Annotated in this window: 16 protein-coding genes; 8 read left to right on the top strand and 8 right to left on the bottom strand. The window is 46.0% G+C overall.

Annotation, left to right across the window (positions count from 1 at the left end; all coding sequences use genetic code 11):
* Nucleotides 1-3 precede the first annotated feature (3 nt).
* Nucleotides 4-3,108, bottom strand: coding sequence for a response regulator (locus tag NC996_RS18830; RefSeq protein ID WP_190685392.1), 3,105 nt, complete (start codon nucleotides 3,106-3,108; stop codon nucleotides 4-6).
* Between the two features lie 910 nt (nucleotides 3,109-4,018).
* On the opposite strand from NC996_RS18830, the gene NC996_RS18825 reads away from it, so the two are divergent.
* From NC996_RS18825 to NC996_RS18815, 3 genes are all read left to right on the top strand, one after another.
* The gene (locus tag NC996_RS18825) at nucleotides 4,019-4,444 is read left to right on the top strand and encodes a BON domain-containing protein (RefSeq protein ID WP_190685389.1); all 426 of its coding nucleotides are present in this window, start codon (nucleotides 4,019-4,021) and stop codon (nucleotides 4,442-4,444) included.
* A gap of 35 nt (nucleotides 4,445-4,479) precedes the next feature.
* Nucleotides 4,480-5,367 (top strand): RsmE family RNA methyltransferase, encoded by an 888-nt coding sequence (locus NC996_RS18820; protein ID WP_190685386.1) that lies wholly within the window; start codon nucleotides 4,480-4,482, stop codon nucleotides 5,365-5,367.
* A 78-nt stretch (nucleotides 5,368-5,445) separates the two neighbouring features.
* Nucleotides 5,446-6,528, top strand: coding sequence for a tetratricopeptide repeat protein (locus tag NC996_RS18815; RefSeq protein WP_190685384.1), 1,083 nt, complete (start codon nucleotides 5,446-5,448; stop codon nucleotides 6,526-6,528).
* Nucleotides 6,529-6,577: 49 nt separating this feature from the next.
* Here the strand turns inward: NC996_RS18815 and NC996_RS18810 are convergent, their stop codons facing one another.
* Complete coding sequence (locus NC996_RS18810) at nucleotides 6,578-7,168, bottom strand: hypothetical protein (RefSeq protein ID WP_190412739.1); 591 nt, start codon at nucleotides 7,166-7,168, stop codon at nucleotides 6,578-6,580.
* A 427-nt stretch (nucleotides 7,169-7,595) separates the two neighbouring features.
* Here NC996_RS18810 and NC996_RS18805 point away from each other — a divergent pair, with 427 nt between their 5' ends.
* A complete protein-coding gene (locus tag NC996_RS18805) occupies nucleotides 7,596-8,285 on the top strand; it encodes a triacylglycerol lipase (RefSeq protein WP_190536241.1) in 690 nt (229 codons plus the stop codon).
* On the opposite strand, the gene NC996_RS18800 is transcribed toward NC996_RS18805, so the two are convergent.
* On the bottom strand, nucleotides 8,215-8,646 hold the full coding sequence (locus NC996_RS18800; RefSeq protein WP_190685381.1) for a VOC family protein: 432 nt from the start codon (nucleotides 8,644-8,646) through the stop codon (nucleotides 8,215-8,217). The two genes, NC996_RS18805 and NC996_RS18800, sit on opposite strands and share 71 nt — an antisense overlap.
* Before the next feature lie 162 nt (nucleotides 8,647-8,808).
* Here NC996_RS18800 and NC996_RS18795 point away from each other — a divergent pair, with 162 nt between their 5' ends.
* Nucleotides 8,809-9,600: a TIGR00297 family protein gene (locus NC996_RS18795; RefSeq protein WP_190685378.1), complete on the top strand. Its 792-nt coding sequence runs from the start codon at nucleotides 8,809-8,811 to the stop codon at nucleotides 9,598-9,600.
* A gap of 24 nt (nucleotides 9,601-9,624) precedes the next feature.
* Here the strand turns inward: NC996_RS18795 and NC996_RS18790 are convergent, their stop codons facing one another.
* Both NC996_RS18790 and NC996_RS18785 read right to left on the bottom strand, forming a co-directional pair.
* Nucleotides 9,625-12,213: a peptidase domain-containing ABC transporter gene (locus NC996_RS18790; RefSeq protein ID WP_190685376.1), complete on the bottom strand. Its 2,589-nt coding sequence runs from the start codon at nucleotides 12,211-12,213 to the stop codon at nucleotides 9,625-9,627.
* Entirely contained in the window at nucleotides 12,162-12,917 is a 756-nt protein-coding gene (locus tag NC996_RS18785) for a peptidylprolyl isomerase (RefSeq protein ID WP_190685373.1), read from the bottom strand. Before NC996_RS18785 ends, NC996_RS18790 begins: the two co-directional genes overlap by 52 nt.
* A 117-nt stretch (nucleotides 12,918-13,034) precedes the next feature.
* On the opposite strand from NC996_RS18785, the gene NC996_RS18780 reads away from it, so the two are divergent.
* Nucleotides 13,035-14,846, top strand: coding sequence for a serine/threonine-protein kinase (locus NC996_RS18780; protein WP_190685370.1), 1,812 nt, complete (start codon nucleotides 13,035-13,037; stop codon nucleotides 14,844-14,846).
* A gap of 180 nt (nucleotides 14,847-15,026) precedes the next feature.
* On the opposite strand, the gene NC996_RS18775 is transcribed toward NC996_RS18780, so the two are convergent.
* On the bottom strand, nucleotides 15,027-17,390 hold the full coding sequence (locus tag NC996_RS18775; protein ID WP_190685367.1) for a response regulator: 2,364 nt from the start codon (nucleotides 17,388-17,390) through the stop codon (nucleotides 15,027-15,029).
* 155 nt (nucleotides 17,391-17,545) lie between these two features.
* Nucleotides 17,546-17,803 carry an ATP-binding protein gene (locus tag NC996_RS18770; RefSeq protein WP_190439732.1) on the bottom strand — a complete coding sequence of 86 codons (258 nt, stop codon included), beginning with the start codon at nucleotides 17,801-17,803 and terminating at the stop codon, nucleotides 17,546-17,548.
* Nucleotides 17,804-18,208: 405 nt separating this feature from the next.
* Here NC996_RS18770 and NC996_RS18765 point away from each other — a divergent pair, with 405 nt between their 5' ends.
* A complete protein-coding gene (locus NC996_RS18765; RefSeq protein WP_190685364.1) occupies nucleotides 18,209-18,658 on the top strand; it encodes a pentapeptide repeat-containing protein in 450 nt (149 codons plus the stop codon).
* A 68-nt stretch (nucleotides 18,659-18,726) separates the two neighbouring features.
* Here the strand turns inward: NC996_RS18765 and NC996_RS18760 are convergent, their stop codons facing one another.
* A complete protein-coding gene (locus NC996_RS18760) occupies nucleotides 18,727-19,314 on the bottom strand; it encodes an SRPBCC family protein (protein ID WP_190685362.1) in 588 nt (195 codons plus the stop codon).
* A gap of 418 nt (nucleotides 19,315-19,732) precedes the next feature.
* On the opposite strand from NC996_RS18760, the gene NC996_RS18755 reads away from it, so the two are divergent.
* Nucleotides 19,733-19,924: a hypothetical protein gene (locus NC996_RS18755; protein WP_190412750.1), complete on the top strand. Its 192-nt coding sequence runs from the start codon at nucleotides 19,733-19,735 to the stop codon at nucleotides 19,922-19,924.
* The last annotated feature ends 133 nt before the right edge of the window (nucleotides 19,925-20,057 follow it).

Below are 20,057 nucleotides of genomic sequence, written 5' to 3'. Positions count from 1 at the left end.
TCTTCAGAGATGTTTCATCAAAATTAACTCCAACTGAGGAATGCCTATCGGCTTGCTGAGATAATCATTAGCACCAGCCTCTAGAAAACGGTCTCGATCTTCTGCCATTGTATTTACCGTCACCATTACCACTGGCAGTCTTTCCAGTTCCGGCTGCTGTTTTAAGTCTTTTAGTAAATCTAACCCGCTGTATCCACCGGGTAAATTTACATCCAACAAAATCAGATCGGGCTGGAAGTTTCGCACCCGCTGGAGGAAATCCGTCCCATCAAGCAAATGTTCGACGGTATGGCCTACGACTTGGAGATAGTCTTGCAACAGCAACCCACTATTTTCATCGTCTTCCACAATTAGAATTCGTCCTTTGCCAGGGATAGAAAAAGGGTTGGCGGCGGCTTTTAACTCGCCTTTTAACTCGCCATTGTTAAGTCCAGAAGACAATGAAGAAGAATCACCCCCCTCGCTTGGAAACTGATAGATGGAGACTGATTCATTGCTCATATCGGGCAGATATAGAGTAAACTCACTGCCTTTTCCTAGGGTTGAGGAAACCGTCACATCTCCACCATGAAGTCGGGCTAAACTGCGAGTCAGTGACAACCCCAAACCAGTGCCAGCAAACTGCCGGTTCAGTCCGCTGTCCAATTGGCGAAATGGCTCAAATAATAATGACAGCTTCTCAGGGGCAATACCAATGCCCGTATCCGCTACGGTAAACGCAATGCATCCAGGCTGCTTTTGCACAATTAGGGAAACTTGACCCGATGGTGTGAACTTAATTGCATTCGATAGCAGATTCAATAACATCTGCTTTAGACGTCGTTCATCGGCGACACAAACATCAATTTCTGTGTCAATTTGACTGGTGAGTTGTAGCCCTCGTTCGTAGGCTTGTTCCCTCATAATCGTAACGATGTATTCGCACAAATTCGGCACGATAATTGGCATCGGGCAGAGTTTCTCTTTGCCTGCTTCGACTTTAGAAAGGTCAAGAATATCGTTAATCAGCGATAGGAGATGTTCGCCACTGTTATTAATGCAGGTGACATACTCTTTCTGTTTCTCATTGATTGTGCCAAAAATTTCTTGCCGCAGGATGTGAGAGAGTCCTAAGATGGCGTTAAGGGGCGTTCGGAGTTCGTGGCTCATGGTGGCAAGGAATTCACTTTTTGCTCGACTTCCCGCTTCTGCCGCTTCCTTTGCTTCCCGCAGTTCGATTTCTTTGTTCATGCGATCGCTAATGTCATACACGACCGCTTGCAGCACTTTTCGGTTGTCCAGCTCGATTGCCGTTAGCGTCACCTCTGCCGGAAAATCTTTACCATCCAACGTCCGATGAATCCAATCAAAGCGACAGTTGCCTTCTTTGAGGGCAGTGGTGATGCGATCGCAAGCTAGAGTCAGGGAATCTTGACCATCGGGCTGAGTTGGTGGTGAGAATGTGCTGGGATGTTTGCCGCAAAACTCTTCCAAGTCATTACAGCCAAATAGGTGTAGGGTTGCACTGTTGCAGTCGAAAAATCCTTGTTCATCCAACAGCATCACCGCCGCGCTGGTTGATTCGTAGAGCGTCCGGAATTTGGTTTCCGATTCCCGCAGCGCCTTTTCTGCTTGTTTGCGCTCGGTAATGTCTCGCGTCGTATTGACCGCCAGCAGGACTTTCCCCCTGTCATCGCGGATTGCCGCCCCATTGATACTTACCCACTTGCGCTCTCCATTGAGACCGTGTACCACCAGCTCCTGATCGGTAAAAACTTCCCCTTGAAGTGCCCTTGTAAGGGGTAGCTCCGACCGACGAGGGCGGGAACCATCGGGGTGACGGACTTTTAATTTAGTTAAGAAATTCTTGACGTGAGGCACAGAGCCTGGTGCGGAGGTAGGTGTGACACCATTCCCGACCAGACCATATATCTGCAATGCCGCCCGGTTTAACAGCACGATTTGACCATCGGGTTGAGTGACAGTAATTCCCTCTTGAATGGAATCAAGAATGGCTTCCAGCAGTGTTTTTTCTTGAGCGAGTTGCTGAGTGCGCTCCTGAACCAGGCTTTCTAGCTGTTCAAGCTCGTGGGCATTATAGAGTGCGATCGCTGTCTGTCCAGCTAACTGTTGCAGCAGTTGGATTTCCCATTCTAAGAACGGCGGACGCGGCTTGATCGAGCCGACAACTAGATAGCCGTAAAATTGCTCCCTCACGAAGATGGGAGATAGAAGCATCGCACTTGGTCTAGCCTCAGGACAAAGCGCTTGGTAGGCTGGGGTCAACCAAAAGTCAGTAGTGTTTATGATCGCTACCGGACGGTTTTCGAGCAACTCACTTCGCACCGTTTCCCAGCCTTCTACGGACAGGGTTGTCCCTTGTAGGGGCGATTGAGAAATCGGCTTTACAGCATCTGATAAATGGGGCCAATACTCCGCTTCAATGTAAACTCGGTTTGATTCCGACAAGTCTCGGACTACCATGCAGAAATCGCAGCTCATCGGGACTGCCGTCTGTCGGACAATTTCATCAACGACTGATTTTGGATCGAGATTAGAATTTAAGGCAGTCGTGATGCGGTTTACTAAGGCTTCTCGCTCCAGTTGTTGCTGCAAGGCTCGCTGGGTTTGTTGGAGTCGTATCTGCATCCGCTGACGCTCAATGGCATATCGCACGGTGCGGAGCAGCAGATGGCTATCGGCATGACCTTTGACGAGATAGTCTTGCGCTCCTTCTTGTACAGCAGAAAGCGCGATCGCTTCATCGGCTAGCCCCGACATCACCACAATCGGCACTTCTGGTACAGCATTGCAGACTCGTCTGACGGTTTCTAAACCCTGAGCATCTGGCAGCGATAAATCTAACAAAATCACCCCGATCGATAGTGGGAGGCGATCGCCTTTCAGCTCAAAAGGTTGCTGGTTCGCTGGTTGGTTAAACCTTTCAATCTTCAACTTCTGAACGTTCAACCCTTCTGAACTGACGAGGCAATCCAGGGCTTCTGTGAGCGTTTGAACGTGGATCAGCGTTATCTGGGGAGCATTGACTTCCCGCAGCAGTTCCCGCACGAGACGGGCATCGCCAGGGTTATCCTCCACAAGCAATACGGCGATCGGTTCAGTCTGCATGGGTTGCACTCCAATTCTTTTACTGGAGGGTCTTCTTCCAGCATTTCCCCTCTCTTTCGGCAGCGTTACCATCTTTATGAGCTAAAACTTCCAGGGTTACTTTGAAAATTCTTAGGAACCAATCCACCTCTACTGGCTTGGTAATGTAATTGAGATGCTATGTATTGTAAATATTTTAATCTTTCATCAATGTTATCGGGATTACTTGCGGAGTCCCTCCAGTGTGCTGGTTTGGCTTGTTTTTTGCCCACACTCGATCAATATTTTTTTAGAATTCGTATCTACAAGCATGATGTCTGACCCTACCTACAGGGTGAATTTACTCTACTTCGCCCCCTGAAATGCCACGTTTGAGAAGTTGGTTATGACATTATCCCTCTGTACAGGCTTTCCGATTCGGGCGGCAATTTCTTAGGATTTGCAACAATAGCTTCTTGACCGAATAAATAACTCCTCGTAGTTGCCGATACGACTTTTAAAAAAATTCTAAATCCTTAAAGATTGTAAAGCTAATAGCTGGTCATTTTTTTGCTTGAATAATTACTAAAATTTATTTTTTTAAGAATTTCTAAATAAAAATAGATTTTGTATGTCTAATTTTTTTACTGGATGTTAAATTAGTGATATAGTAGCAATCTGATTTGAGCTGTAAGATGCCAGCAGTTCAGATACCTGACTTCTTAGAGAAGTCGGGTATCTCGCCTTTAGAAACCATTTAGGCTGGCTATATATATTATTAAATTAAAAGAATTTTAGTTGACAAATGCACCTAAGCTAGGTTTATTGTTTAGCTAAAAAAACAGTAATTTGTCCTATATCTGAAGACTGATTTCTGACGAGGGATGTAATCAGAACTGGGATAGATGTGTAATAGAAAATATAAAACATCCTTAGAAGGCAAACAATAATTATGACTTGGTTAGAAAGGCAATTTGGACAACAGAAGACCAGCACAGAAGGAGACAGCAAACATGACGCTCAGGCTGTCGAACAACAAATGAGTCCAGGACTTACGGGTGAGTATGATTGGGAGTTGCGTGAGAAGGCTGGGATGCATAAACCTCCAACATTGCCAGAATACATGGGCTTTGAGGGGGAATACGATGCTAACGGATTAGCTAAGCGCGTTGCTGCTGCATTTGATCAAGAGCCGAACCTCAAAAATATTGACACTCTTGAAATCGCTCAAGACGGTGGCACGATTATCCTCACGGGTTCTGTACCCGATCAATCAATTTTGAGCCATGTCGAAGCGGTTGCTGCCAAAGTAGATGGCACCAAAGCAGTAGACCTTCACCAAGTGGAAATTAAAACCCACGAAGGTTCCGTCCGATAAAATTAGAAAGGTCTGCTGTTAGTGGGAGATAAAGATTGGCTCAGCTGCAACGATTAGCGATCGCTCCCTCTCAATTTCAAAACCAGCAAATTATCCTGACTGCCGAACAACAGCATTACCTCAGTCGGGTGTTGCGGTTGCGGGAGGGCGATCGCTTTATCGCAATGGATGGACAAGGGCACTGGTGGCTGGCGAAGCTGGAGGCGAATCAGGGGCAGCTTCTAGAGCCGATTTCCGTCCAAACTGAGTTGCCCTGCTCGATAACGCTAATGCTTGCGTTGCCAAAAAACGGCTTTGATGAAGTGGTGCGCTACAGTACCGAACTAGGGGTGGTAGCGATCGCGCCCGTCGTGAGCGATCGCACCCTGCCCAATCCCAGTCCCCAGAAACTCGAACGCTGGCGGCGAATTGCCCAAGAAGCCGCAGAGCAATCAGAACGTCAAATCGTCCCCACAATTTTAGAACCCGTTTCCTTTTCTGCTGCTTTGTCTTCGCTCAAGAGTCATTGTTCTTCGATAAAAAACAAGGATAAAGACAAGAATTATATCTGCGTTGCTCGTGGAGATTCTCCCCATTTACTCGATTGCTTGATTCATCTATTCCCGCAAGAAACCTCTACCTCTCCCCCAACCCCTCCCCTACAAGGGGAGGGGAGTCCGGCTCCCCTTTCCCTACAAGGGAAGGGCGCTAGGGAGTCAGGTTTTTCAGGTACAGCAGATGAACTGAAGAATCCAGGGCAAGGAACGATTGTCATTGCCATCGGGCCAGAGGGAGGCTGGACACCAGCAGAAGTCGAACAAGCGATCGCTGCTGACTTCCAACCCGTTTCTCTAGGGCGTCGTGTCCTGCGAGCCGTCACCGCCCCAATGGTCGCCTTATCTCTGGTAGCAGCGGCATGGGAATCAGAAATTAGAGAGATTTAAGCTACGGTTCAATGCACAATTAGAAATGAAGGATGCTTCAACTTTTAATTTTTAATTGTTATTTTTTTAATTACTGTAATGCTTGAACAACTTGCGGAAGCTTTCGAGCGCAAAGACTATAAAACCGTTGCCTGGTTACTCAACCATCTGGTAAAACAGATGCCGCAAAATCCTTTAGTACAGTTTTATGTGGGACGGCTGTACGAAGAAACGGGCAAGTTGGAGGCGGCAGAAAATGCCTATCGGCAACTGCTACGGGAAACCACCAATCCCAAGATTATGACTCAAGCTCGTCAAGGATTGGGACGTATAGAAGCGATCGCCCAACAAAAAAGACGAGACGCGATCGCTCAAGCCACCGCCGCCCCAGAAGACACAGAACCAGGCGTCTTAGTTCTAGAAGCCGTTAGCGCTGAAAAGAAACAGGTCGCCGCCCAACAGTTAGCTCGAATCGTGCAGATAGACCCTTACACCGCACGGCTACAACTTCCCAGTCGCGGCTGGCGGTTGTACCGAACTGGTCCGGTAGGAGAACTGCGATTCTACAGTCAACAGATGCAGCAAGCCGAAATTCCCAACTTCTGGGCAAACCTTGCAGATGTTCGGAAACTTAACGTTTTTCGCGTCAGCCATTTCCTTTCAGCTTCCCCACCTAGCGTCGTTTGCGAGAACGAACACGGTCAGACAGGTTCCCTGACCTTCAACTGGTCAGAAGTCAGACAACAAGTGCAAGGACTCTTACCAATCTTTGGCGAAGTCATCGACCAAGATGCTCGTCGCCAACTGCAATGGAAAACTCAAACCCAAGACTATGCCCAATTGATCGACTTGCATCTTCCTTCCAGACACAGTATTCTTCGCCTTTGCGATAGCAACTACCAGTTTGGGCAGGGGATTTCCTTCAATCCACAGCCGACTCAACCCAATCAAGCGACCAACCGCAGTCATTGGAACAATTTACTTCATTTTCTAGAAGGACATTTGCCCCAGACGCCGATTTGGGCAGATTTTACAGATTTTGCTCAAACTGCCCTAGATCGCACAGAAATTCTAAAAAGTCTCAAATCTCATATCAACTTATTTCGGCGTGAAGAAACCCTCTGGGACCCAGCTTTCCAACTGTACAGTGGGCTGGTTTTCCTCAGAGGGTCAAAGAATTAAAAAGCAAATCAAAAATTAGACAACAAGCCTGCTAATTTTTAATTTTTAATTATTTTTTCACCTGACGCGCCATGTCCATGAAGTTGCTCATGCTGGGACCGGGACGCCGACGAGTATTAGAGCTAGAAATTGGATTCAAGTATTTCGGAGCAAACGTGGTATCGGATTGGCTTTGACCCTTGCCGTTAATCGGTGCTGCTGGTTTCTCAGCAACCACTGCCTCAACACCTTCAGCCGTCTGAATTAGCTCTACTGGGGGTCTTTGAGCAATTTCTTTCGGTTCTGAGACTTCTTTAGAGTTTGATGAATTCTTGGATGCAGCCCCTACAAGTTCTGGGGTTGCTTGAGGCTTCGATGAATCTTTTTGTCCATTAGACGCAGATTTAGAAGCGGATGCAGATGCCTTCGCGGGTTCCGGCTTCTTCGATTCTGATGTTTGGGCTTTGACTGGTTCTGGCTTCTTCTGGCTCTCTTGCGCCGCTGGTTTTGCGTCTTTGGACTCTTCTAGCTCCATGTAGTATCCACCAGACTTCTTACGAGGAAGAGCAGCAGCCTCGTTTCCTTCAGATTTCTTAGAGCCAAAAATTCCACCAATGAAAGCAGTAATGCCGCCCAACAATTTTTTGATAAAACCAAACATTTAGTATTACTCCTGAGATTTAAATGACGATGTTGACTGATTCCCGAAACATTGGAGCAAGCTATTCTATTTTTGATGCAAGACTGGTATCGCCAAGGATAAGCTCAACTGCTCAGCTCAGAAAGCAGCCGCTTTACAATATGGACAAAGCGTTTCTATCGTTGCAATTTGCGATCCAGATCGGATTATGAAGTTTTACGGCGGACAAACGCAAGATTCCCAGATAGTTCTTTACAAAAATTTACAAATTTTGTTTTAGTAAGTACAGTTACCCAGCCAGTTAGCTCTGGAAAACGCTCTTTTGTTGCAAGAATTTACATTAATCTCAGATTTTAAGCCACAGCCACTCGACAGGCTGTCCTAAACCAACCCCAGCCGCGATCGCTCGTGTCTAAGCTGGGATTATATGAGATTAATTCCTGGCAAAATGAACAGTGCCCCTAAGCGCAATCCTGTATTGCTAATTCACGGCATCAACGATACGGCTGCTGTATTCCATAAAATGGCTCCTTACCTGGCACAGCAAGGCTGGTCTGTATACGACCTCAGCCTCACCCCCAATAATGGTGCGATGGGTCTGGACTCTCTAGCACAGCAGGTTGCTGATTACGTTGCCAAGACCTTTGCACCCGACCAACCATTTGATTTGGTCGGCTTCAGTATGGGAGGCATCGTTAGCCGCTACTACGTGCAGCGACTAGGGGGCATTAACCGGGTGCAGCGTTTTATTACCATATCAGCACCCAACCACGGAACGTGGGCGGGCTACTTTCACAATGGGCTTGGCTGCGTTCAGATGCGCCCTGATAGCGCTTTTCTACAAGATTTGAATCGGGATGTGGCGATGCTGGAACAGGTGAATTTCACCTCGATCTGGACGCCTTTTGATTTAATCATTCTGCCACCGAATAGTTCGGAAATGCCCGTCGGTCAAAATCTACAGGTGCCAGTATTGCTGCACCCGTGGATGATTACAGATGCTAAGGGGGTTAAGGCTGTGGAGAAGGCACTTTTAGAACCACTGAAGCGCGATCGCGTAGCGTCTCCTAATGGGAATCGCCAATCTCGGCATACTCCCGAACCCCGAAAATTGCCTCGGCATGAGAGTAATATTTGAACTCTATCAGGTTATAAAACGGATCTTCGAGGAAGAAGGTGCGATGTTCGGTGAGTTGACCGGGAAAGCGATGTTTCGGCTGCTGATAAAAGTGCAACCGTCGCTGTTGTGCCCGTTCTAGCAAGCTTTCCCAGTCAGCAATTGATGTAAAAACCAGCCCAAAGTGTCTGGGATAAATCCCTCGTTGCGGGGTAATCGGTTCTTTGCTAACGTGACCTACCAGCTGATGACCGTAGAGATTCAGAATCAAGGCATCGCGGGTTTCACGCCCAACTTGGCAGCCGAGTCCATCAGCGTAGTAGGCTTTCGCTTGGGCAACATCGGCGATGGGAAAAGCAAGATGAAAGATTGTTGGGTTCATCGGTAATATTCTGAGTGCTGTGCTTCTGCGGCGCTTTACTTGCAAGCGAAGATCAAGGGTGATATCGCTAATACATACATCCTTCACTTGGGGTTCCTTTTTGCGCCTCTCTCACGGGCGAGAGTATTGTGAAAGAGTGTTATGAATTCAAGATTTTTACAGATGCTCTCTACCATTAATTCTTTCAATCCCTGGTTAGTTGCAGTGGGATTGAATACAGTTTTGTTAGCGCTCGCCTATTTCGCCCCTAAAAAGTTACTGACCCCCGCCGGATTCCTCCACGCTTGGGCGCTGGGCGTCATTATCTGGGGTACCCTCGGCTGGCGGGGATATGTAGTCGTCATGTTCTATTTTCTAGTAGGTTCTGCCGTCACGCGCATCGGCATGGCTCAAAAAGAAGCCGAAGGAATTGCCGAGAAACGCTCTGGGGCGCGGGGACCGGAGAATGTCTGGGGTTCCGCTCTCACGGGCACTCTATGCGCCTTGGGAACGCTACTGGTGAGTTATTTAGAGCAACCCCAATGGGTGCCTTTCTTACTGCTGGGCTATGTAGCGAGTTTTAGCACTAAACTTTCGGATACCACCGCCAGCGAAGTCGGGAAAGCTTATGGTAAACGGACGTTTTTGATTACTACCTTACAACCTGTAGCCAGGGGAACAGAAGGGGCGGTTTCTTTAGAGGGGACAATGGCTGGAGTGGTGGCATCGGTTGCGATCGCTTGTGTTGGCTGGGGCGTCGGTACGATCGATCTCATCGGGGTGGTTTGGTGCATAGTAGCAGCGTTTATTGCGACCAATTTGGAAAGTGTCATCGGTGCTACGCTGCAATCTCGCTACGATTGGCTTACCAACGAATTAGTGAATTTTCTCAATACATTAATCGGCGCGATCGCTGCAATTTTGTTTGCCTTAGCATGGCACTCGTTTAGTCTGACTACTGTGGGGATTACTTGAAAGTAGAATAATTTCTAGCAATCTTTAAACGGATGGCTGCTGACGTTGATAAAGCGACCAATACAGCCCTTTTTTTTGCATCAATTCTAGATGAGTTCCTTGTTCCATTAGTACCCCTTTCTCCAGAACAAAAATCAAATCTGCCCGTTTGAGCGGCTCAAATCTGTGGGCAATCATAAAAACGGTACGGTTTTGGGAAATCGCTTGTAAATTTTGTAAAACTTGCTGCTCTGTTTCGCTATCTAAGGCGCTGGTTGCTTCGTCGAGAATTAAAATAGGAGCTTGAGATAAGAATAAACGAGCTAAGGCAATTCGCTGACGCTGACCGCCAGATAAAGCAGTGCCTCGTTCTCCGACAGGATTCTCGTAACCGTGGGTTAATTCGCTGATAAAGTCATCGGCGACGGCTAATCGTGCGGCTTCTACAACTTGTTCGGTGGTAATCTCTGAATTTCCTAAAGTAATATTTTCCAAGATTGAACCGTTGAAGAGAAAATCTTCTTGGATAACTACACTAATTTGTTGTCGCAAGGATGCTAAATCAGCACTTTTAATATCAAACCCATCAATGAGAATCCGCCCTGATTCAATTGGATAAAGTCGTTGCAAAAGCTTAGAAAGGGTACTTTTTCCAGAGCCGCTTCGCCCGACAATACCGACAAACATTCCCGGTTGAACGGTGAAGGTAATTCCTCGCAGGATTGCTTCTTGATTGGATTGATAGCGGAAGAAAACCCGATCGAAGGTAACTTTACCTTTCAGCGGGGGAAGAACTAGACCCGATCCGGGTTCGGCTTCGGGGGCTACGTTGAGAATATCTCCAATTCGGTCTACAGAAAGTAAAACTTGTTGGAGATTTTGCCACAATTGCACTAACCGTAAAAGTGGCCCGGTCATTCTTCCCGCCAGCATTTGAAAAGCAACTAGCTGACCAATTGTGAGCTGATGGTTGATGACTAGCGCAGCTCCAAACCAGAGAATGAGTAAGTTGGAAAAATTAGTCAGAAAGTCACCGATATTGTTACTAATATTGGAGGTGGTAGAAGCTTTAAAGCCGGTGCGGATGAAGCGGGCAAATAAACCTTCCCAGCGATCGCGTGCGGTTCCTTCGGCTGCATGCGCCTTCACTGCATGGATTCCCGTCACCGTCTCTACAAGAAACGATTGGCTATCCGCACTGCGGTTAAAGGTTTCATTCAACCAGTTCCGGAGAATTGGCGTCGCCACCAATGTCAACATTGCAAATAACGGAATCACTGCCAAGGCAACGAAGGTAAGCTTGACATTGTAGTAAAACATCAGCGCCAGGTAGACAACGGCAAAGATGCTATCTAAGATGACAGTTAACGCCGTTCCGGTGAGAAATTGGCGAATATTTTCCAGTTCTTGTACTCGCGCTACCGTATCTCCAACGCGGCGAGACTCAAAATAAGCTAGTGGTAGCCGCATCAAGTGGCGAAACAATTGAGCAGATAAACTAAGGTCTAAGCGTCGTGCAGTGTGGGTAAAGATGAATAGCCGCAAGATGCCTAGAATCGCCTCAAAGATAGCAACGCTCAAAAGCGCGATCGCCATCACGTCCAAAGTCGGCAGACTTTCCTGCACCATCACCTTGTCAATAATCACCTGAGTAATGATTGGCGTCGCTAAACCCAAAAGCTGCAAGGTGAAAGACGCAACCAGCACTTCTCCCAGTAAACCCCGGTAACGCCAAACTGCCGGTAAGAACCAACTGAGGTTAAATTTGTCTTGTCGCTGAATTAGTTCAACTTGCCACAGTTGCCCATCCCAAGCAGTTTCAAGTGAGGGCAAAGGAATACTTTCGCAAGTTTGACTGGGGTTGAGGGGGTTAGCGATGATGAGGCGATCGCCTTTTACCTCGTATACCACCACCCAATGTTCCTGATTCCAATGCAACAAAGCGGGAAAAGATAGCTGCTGCAATTCGCGCCCAGATACTACCAAGCGTCGCAGATGTAGCCCTATTTTCTCACTCGCTTCTACAAGATGTTTCGGGCGTTGTCCTCGGATCTGACGTTGTATCCACTCTAGAGATGCTGGATTTTGTAAATATTGTGCCACCATTGTTAAGCAGGCAGCTGCTGAGTTAGGGCTAGAAACAAAGGGATAATTACTAACAGGTATTCTCGTTTCGGTTTCTACCTTTGTCTCTTCGCCGCTAGATTTCACACCGCTAGATTGCTTCCAAAAGCTATTGAGTTCTGGTGATGAAGCTTCGTTCCATAACGCCGTATCCCAACGCACTACCACAACTTCTTTGCTAGAGGCGATCGCTTTGAATCCCAGGAATTGCTGCAAGTCGCCGAACCAATCTCCCGCCTCTAAAGTTGCCAGCGGTTTCGCTACTCCTTCTTCCCGCAAACGCACCTTTCCAGACACAATTAAAAACTGGTTGCCCGGACAATCTTTAGACCAAATTTTTTCCCCTAACCTGTAGGAACAGATTTCGGCTTGCGTTTGGAATTTTGCTTGCTGTTCGGATGTCAGCAAGCTCAGAGGTGGAATATTCCAAGGCAAATTCCTAGCGATTTCAACACTACTCAACTGATTTGCAGTTTGACCGTTAAGGTTTGAATTTTCTGTGCTAGCCATTGCTCAAAAAGTTCATTTTGTAGTGCTTCCTTTAGCTGATTATCTTCTAACGAAGCTGGCAGGAATTTCTCAACTCGAAACAAAGCCCAACGTTCTTCGAGTTTTAATGGCTCTAATAACCGCCCTGGACTCGCGGTATCAATCGCGGCTCGGATTTGGTCTGGAAGCGTTCCTCGGCTGACTGGCCCCATCATTCCATTTACAATCCGATCATCTGTGAGAGAATACTCTTGAGCTAATTGTTCAAAGCTGGCTCCCTCTTCAATTTGACTATATAATTCTTCAGCTAATTCTTGTTGGGCTACCACAAGACGAGAGAGTACAACCCGATCCAGGAATAGCTTGCGTTCAATGAAATATTCTTGCAGTTTCGGCTCTGCAATCTGAGTTTTGAGCTTGGTTAACTGAAAACCGGATTTTACCTGATCATGGAACGTTTCGTAGTTGATTCCGTTGCGAACTAGCCATTCTTGAAAACTCTTGGGATCTGCTAGATTTCGTTGTAAGCGAAAATCAATCACTGCTTGCTCAATTGCCGCCAAGCTAATATCTATATCGAGTGCTTGTAGTTGTTGTTCTATAACATACTGCCGGAGAATTTCTCCGATAAAAGAAGTAATTTTACCAGAGAATTGCAGGTATTTTAGAGCTTGTTCAAGGGAAATTGATTGGTCATTTACGAGCAGAAACGGTACAGATTCCATAATATAAAGAATTGAGGGAATGTTTGTATTTTCTAAAATTATGAGTAATTATATACAGGAGAGATATCCGCTCCACAAAAAGCTTTATCATAGACGCAATCTGCCGATTTTCTGTCTATGAGCTATTGCCTGAATTCAGGTTGCAACAAGCCTCAAAACCCTGTTGGCACAAACTTTTGTACAAGTTGCGGAACGAAGTTACTGCTCAAGGATCGATACCGCGCGATCGCGCCTCTGGGTGAGGGTGGATTTGGTAAAACTTTCTTGGCTGAAGACGTAGACAGGCTGAAAGCGCCTTGTGTAATTAAGCAATTTTTGCCAGTGCCAGAAATTCAAGGCAATTCAGCGGCGATGCAGAAGGCAACCCAGCTATTTGAGCAAGAAGCGAGGCAGCTACTGCAACTGGGAGAACAACATCCACAAATTCCTAGTTTATTTGCCTATTTCGAGCAAGATAAACGCCTGTATCTGGTGCAGCAATATATCGAAGGGCAGGAATTAGGTCAAAACTTGGAACGGCAGCAAGCATTCACAGAAGAGCAAATTCGAGATTTATTAAATGATTTATTGCCGGTGCTGCAATTTGTCCACGAACATCAGGTGATTCACCGGGATATCAAGCCGACGAATATTATTAAACGTAAAAGAGATGGCAAATTCGTCCTAATTGATTTTGGCATTTCCAAAAAATTAACAGTCGGCACTGGTTTAACTAAAACAGGCACAAAAGCTGGCACAGAAGGCTACGCACCCATCGAACAATTTCGCAGCGGTAAAGCTTATCCAGCCAGTGACTTATACAGTTTAGGCGTTACCTGTATTCATCTGCTGACAGCAACCAAGCTTGATGAACTTTACGATCCATTAGAGGGCTGCTGGCTATGGAAAGAGCATCTGAGGGAAAAAGGGAAAAATGTCAGCAGCCAACTGAGTCAAGTTTTGGATAAGTTGCTGAAAGATTATGTGAAAGAACGCTATCAATCAGCCGCTGAAGTTTTGAAAGACTTAAATGCTGTATCTACCCCACCACCGCCAAAATCTCAGAATTGGAGATGTGTCCACACCCTCATAGGGCATTCAAGCTGGGTTCGTTCTATAGCTATCAGTCCGAATGGGCAGACTCTTGCCAGTGGCAGCAATGACAAAACCATTAAGCTGTGGCAGGTGGACAGTGGCAAGCTGATTCATACTCTCACCGGGCATTCAAGTTGGGTTCGTTCTATAGCTATCAGTCCAGATGGGCAGACTCTTGCCAGTGGTAGTGGCGACAGCACTATTAAACTGTGGCAAGTGGACAGCGGCAAGCTGATTCGCACTTTCACGGGGCATTCAAGGTGGGTTCATTCTGTTGTTTTTAGTCCGGATGGGCAGACTCTAGCTAGTGGTAGTGGGGACAAAACCATGAAGCTGTGGCAGGTGGGCAGTGGCAAGCTGATTCGCGATTTTACGGGGCACTTAGACTATATTTTTTCCGTTGCCTTTAGTCCGGACGGGCAAAGTCTTGCCAGTTGCAGTCAGGATTACACTATCAAGCTGTGGCAGGTGGGCAGTGGCAAGCTGATTCAGACTCTCACAGGGCATTTAAGCCGGGTTTATTCTGTTGCTTTTAGTCCAGATGGGCAGACTCTTGCTAGTGCTAGTGGAGATAAGACTATCAAAATTTGGCACTTGGAGACTGGTAAGGTGATTCACAGCCTCACTAGATATTCAAATTCGGTTTCTTCCGTCGCTTTTAGCCCGGATGGGCAGACCTTAGCCGGTGGCAGCGAGGATAAGACTATTAAGATTTGGCACTCGGAGACTGGTAAGCTGATTTACAGCCTCACTGGGTATTCAAATTCAGTTTGTTCCGTCGCCTTTAGCCCGGATGGACAGGCTTTAGCCAGTGGCAGCGAGGACAAGACTATCAAGATTTGGCAGCGCGATTAGCTGGGTAAGAACTGATGTAAAGCGCGATTAACTGGGCGAGAACTGATGTAAAGCGCGATCGCTTCTAGTAAATTCTTTGGGCATTAGATAAAATTGAGCTGCAACGTGAAAGCGAGATACCCGACTTTTTTAAAAAGTCGGGTATCTGAAACATTGGCAATCATAGAAAAACAAAACCTTCTAATTTTTACCAAGAACCACCTGTATATTTTTCAACAATTCCTCTGAGGTGTAGGGCTTTGGTAAAAATGTTTTGACGTTATTTCCAGCGATTTCAGTTATCTGGTAATTAGATGTAAGTCCGCTAACTGCAATAATCTTGACCTGAGGATTGATTTTTTGCAAAGCCCGAATAGTCGTTATCCCATCCATAGCTGGCATCATCATATCGACTAATACAGCGTTAATATCTTGCTTGTGTTCTGCATATAGCACCAATGCCTCCACTCCATCATTAGCGGTTAAAACTTTGTAATTATAGGTTTCTAGAGAAATTTTCGTAAGCTCGCGAATGGAATATTCGTCATCAACAACGAGAATTAATTCTCCTTGTCCTCTAGGCAATTCATGATGCACATTTTTCATGTCATCTGTTATCGTTGCCTGCGTTACGGGTAAGTAAATATAAAACTGCGTTCCTTGCCCCACTTCGCTAAGTACCTGCACAAATCCACCGTGACTTTTAACGATACCCATCACCGTTGAAAGACCTAAGCCAGTACCTTGTCCTATCTCTTTTGTGGTGAAAAATGGCTCGAAGATTCTATCTATTATTTCCCTTGAGATTCCCATCCCTGTATCGGATACAGTAATGACAACGTAAGGGCCAACCTTAGCATCAAGATTCATCCGGGCATAGTGTTCTTCAACCCACAAATTCCTGGCACAAAGCTCTAAAGTTCCCCCGTTTGGCATCGCATCCCTAGCATTTACACAGAGATTCATCAATACTTGGTGCAGCTGAGTCGCATCCCCAGAAATAGTCCAAAGATCGAGCATCGGGATATCGGTGCGGATTTCAATCGCTCTAGAAAATGTCTGCTTAACAATCTGCTCAATTTCTTTAATAATGTGCCTTACTTGCAAGGTGGTTCGCTTCCCTTCGACTCCTCGCGCAAACGACAGCACTTGTTTAACGAGATCGGCACTTCGGTTAGTATTGGTTTCTAGTGTTTTTAGGATTTGCCGACTCTGCTCATCCTGAAGTTTATGTTCCAAAATTTGAACAGACATTAATACAGGCGCTAAGGCATTGTTGAGATCGTGGGCAATCCCGCTTGCCAGAGTACCGATACTCTCCATACGCTGTGCCCGAAGAAATTGGGCTTCGAGTTGTTTTTTCTCTGTAATATCAGTATTAACTGTCAAAATAAATTTGGGTTGTTCTCCTTCATCCCGAACCAGAGTCCAGCGACTCGCAACGATAATATTTTTGCCGTCTTTTGTAACTTGATGTAATTCACCCTGCCACTCGTTTTCTTGGGCAAGAATATTCTGCTTTTCTTGAATTTCCGGTGAAAGCTCTTTGTATAAAAGTTGATTAGCATTCTTGCCAAAAACTTCTTCTGTCTTCCATCCGTACAAACATTCAGCCCCTTTGTTCCAAAATAGGATTTGGTTGTTCAAATCTCGGACGAGAATTGCATCGGTTGTAATATCAAGCAAAGCCGCTTGTTCTTGGATTTTCCGCTCTGCCTGTTTGCGCTCGGTAATGTCAAGGACAAAACCGACAACGTTTGGTTGAGATGGTTCCATCAGTGCTGCACCAATCATCACTGGAATGCGGCGACCATCTTTGGAAATAAATTCTTTCTCGTAGGGAGTACAAACGCCAGAACTGAGGAATTGTGCGATCGCGTCTTCGTCTAAATGGCGATATTCGGGCGGAGTAATTTCATCCCAACGCAAACCTCCCGTTGGCAGTTCCTCCCGCTCATATCCCACCATTTGTAGAAAGGCATCATTCGCTTCGGTAATATTGCCCCGAAAATCTGCGAAAATAATCCCAATGATATTCGATTCAACCAAGCATCTAAATCGAGCTTCGCTTTCCTGGAGCGCTATAAATGCTTGCTCTCGTTCTGCTTCTGCTTGTTTGCGTTCGCATATCTCCTGTTCTAAACGTATATTTTGGTCTATCAGTTTTTTGGTCAAGCAACGCAGGCGTAGGTGGATGCTGACACGGGCTAAAACTTCTTCATGCTGGAGCGGTTTAGTAATGTAATCTACCGCCCCAAGATTCAACCCTTTGACCTTATCCACTGTCTCACTCAGCGCGGTCATAAAAATTACGGGAATATCTTGAGTTACTTGATTCGCTTTTAGGCGGCGGCAAGTTTCAAACCCATCTATTCCGGGCATGAGTACATCTAACAAAATTAGGTCGGGTGAAGCATACTCGGCACTTTCAATTGCACTTTCGCCATCTTCAGCCACTAAAACTTGGAAGCCGGAATGAGCCAGGAAATCGAACAGCATTCCCAAATTGGTAGGAGTGTCATCAACGATTAAGATAACTCCTTTTTCAACCGTATCAACACTCATTCATACCTCTTAAATTCTGTAATAAACTATAAGACTTGTTTCTCTTTAAAACCTTACCGAATTGACAAAATGGGTAGTATACGGAATCAACTACCGATCCAACCCCTCAAGGTAAGCGATCGCTCTACGACGCCTCTAAAATCGTCTTTCCTTGCCTAGATCGAGCAAGTCTGCGATTTCCTTGGCAGGCGGAGGGTACTCTTGACTTTGAATGCGCCACTCATCAGTTGAACTAATTGACAGCGAATTGCCAATTTTAATCCCGTTCCTTTTGCATCCGGTGCAATACCAATTCCTGTATCTGCCACCTGAAACTGGGTTCTCTCCGTTTGGTAGCCCACTTTGAAAGTTATAACGCCAATTTCTGTAAACTTGACTGCATTGCGAAGTAAGTTAATTAAAACTTGCCGCAATTAGCTCGCCTCGCGTCTGAAGATGGGTTTATAAACTTCCTTTAATCGAGAGGATTTACCAATTCCTAACCGCATTTTTAAAGGGTTCCTTTTTTTGCCCTTGATCTGGACTGCAAGCAATCCACCTTTGTATAGATTTTAAGATATTTTTCCTTATTTAAAATTACACCAAATCGTCAAGAAGCGTAACGAATTTATAAATTTTTTAGCTTTTGATAACCGAAACTTTTGTTTGTATTTTTAGTATTAAAAATTTATTAAATTTTTAATGTTTATTGCAAACGTCATATAAGAAACAGTTTTAAATGATTCAACCAACCCAATTGGATAGACAAATGTGGCGGTTTTCTTTCTCCTCAGAGATAACGCCTCGCTGGATAATAAGCTTAGGAGGCGAAAAACGTCATGAAACTCACAATACTGGTTGCCGCCGCTTTATCGGTGCCGCTATCGCTGGCGACGCCCGTACAAGCGGCAAATATGGGGCACGTCAAACGATTGCTGGAAACGAAAGAATGCGTAGGGTGCGACCTTTCCGGTGCTGATTTAAGCGGTGCCGACTTGAGAGAAGCGAACCTGCAACGGGCTAACTTAAGGAAAGCCAACCTAACCGGAGCCAATCTGGCTGGTGCTAACTTATACGTAGCGGACTTAGATCGCGCCCAGCTCAGAAACGCTAACTTACAAAATGCCATCCTAAGATTTACGCGCTTAACGGATGCCAACTTAGAAGGTGCTGACCTGCAAAAAGCGACTTTGAGATTTGCAAACTTGACAGGTGCCAAGCTGAGAAATGCAAACTTGCTTGGGGCTGACTTAAACAGTGCTACTTTATACCAGACAGATATCCGATGAAGAATTCTGCCTGGTATCGTTATCCCCGATAATTTAGGTGCATTTAGAACTAAACGCGATCGCCTCTTTTAACTGCCGCACATCACCTGGCGCATAGTTCGCATATTCACAGGCAGTTCTAGCTGCATTGCCTGTTCGATGAAAATTGACGGCACTGGGATATTGGGCGTTGCTTTTACTGTATAGGTGAGCAAAGTGCCATTCTCGTAATCTTGCAAACTTAAGTCAGCACAGAAATCGGTAAAAGTACCTTTTTCCAAGCGAAAATGAATTTCCTGCTGCACGATCTCAGACACACTCAGATAAGCCTCAACCTGAAGACTGAGAAACAGGAAAGTTTTCGTGGCAACTTGGTAAACACTCTTGGAACTCGTCCCTTCCGGTAAGCCAACAGGCGAGGAGACGTTGGAGTGCAGTACCTCAGAGTGAGTAACATCTGGGAAATATTGCACCCAACGGGGATAGTCTGTCACTTGTTGCCAAACGCGCGATCGCTCGATTGGCAAATACATTTGGGCAGTAACAGCCCCTCCCCAAGTAGAACGCATTTGCGTTTCTATCAAAATCTCACCTTGCAAAAGCGCCGTTGAGTATCTCTTGCTCAGCGACAAGTCTGAGGCGGCATCCATCGAGTCCGACGGAAAAAGTATACTCATACTGACTCAGCTACTCCTCAATCAATAGTAATTCGATGTCAAGCTAACACAGCTTGTCTCGGACGTGGAAGGCAAGGTATGTTGGCTAATCTCCTAATTTGATCCTACATCGCTGTTTCAGCAACTCAGTATGTAACAATGATGACCATAATTCCTCAAGCATGTCAGGAGCCAAGGAACGTGAGTCGCTCTCCCAACCCAGGCACCGCAATTTTGTTGTATCGCTGGCATTGCTTTAGTGATTACAGCGATTATCGTGGTTCTGAAAGGATCGGGCGTTCTGAAGCAGCTTCCTGACTACGTCATCTGGGCGTTAGTTCTCTTTACCTTGGTTGCTGGTATCCTCGGCGGCATTCGCAGCTTGGGCGGACGTAGCCGATGGCAATATTCTGTTTTAACCATTTATTTGGTCGAGTCTGTGAGCCAAACTCCTAACCCTGAAACCCTGATTTCTTCTATTTTTGCCAGTGTTGTAGGGCTGACAATTGCGGTGTATCTGTTGCGAGGATTTGGAATTCTCACGTTCATCCCTGGCGGCGTTATCTGGATATTAATTTTGCTTTCAATTGCGAGTGGGATTACTTACGGCGTTCAGCGCACTCGCCGATAATTGCTTTCTTTTTCAAAGTTACGCTTAATGTGAATTATGAGGAACAAGCACCAGCTTGACGAAAAGTTAACACATCAATGGCAAAGCGCCGTTTGAGTAACAATCGTAAGGTATGACTTGCCAATTTAGCGGC

The sequence above is a fragment of the Trichocoleus sp. ST-U2 genome (assembly GCF_039961875.1).
Taxonomy (GTDB): Bacteria; Cyanobacteriota; Cyanobacteriia; order Cyanobacteriales; family FACHB-T130; genus FACHB-T130.
Note: the sequence above shows the minus strand (reverse complement) of the source record. Positions and strands in the feature narration are given on the sequence as shown.